The 242-nt window shown below is 65.3% G+C and carries 1 protein-coding gene; it reads right to left on the reverse strand.

The genetic code is table 11. The annotated features are described in order from the left end of the window. On the reverse strand, positions 1-242 hold a 242-nt coding region (locus tag SAY88_RS25540; protein WP_332635238.1), incomplete at both ends, for a hypothetical protein.

Genomic DNA, 242 nt, shown 5'->3' on the forward strand with positions numbered 1-242 from the left:
CTCCTCCTCGATCTCCTTCTCCATCTCCTCGCGCAGCCCGAGGATGTCCGGGGGGATGAAGCTCATCTGCACCGAGGGCGCGCCGCGCATGTAGCGCAGCTGCTCGCGCACGTTCTGCACCAGGCTGGCCAGGTACTGGCGGGAGTTCTTGTTCTCGAGCTTGCGCATCTCCGACAGGGGCGGGAAGAGGCTGTAGTCCGGGCCGAAGTGGTTGCGGAAGGTGACGGTCTCGGGGATGTTGG

The organism is Halalkalibacter flavus, assembly GCF_036663575.1.
GTDB classification, from domain to species: domain Bacteria; phylum Bacillota; class Bacilli; order Bacillales; family Bacillaceae_D; genus Halalkalibacter; species Halalkalibacter flavus.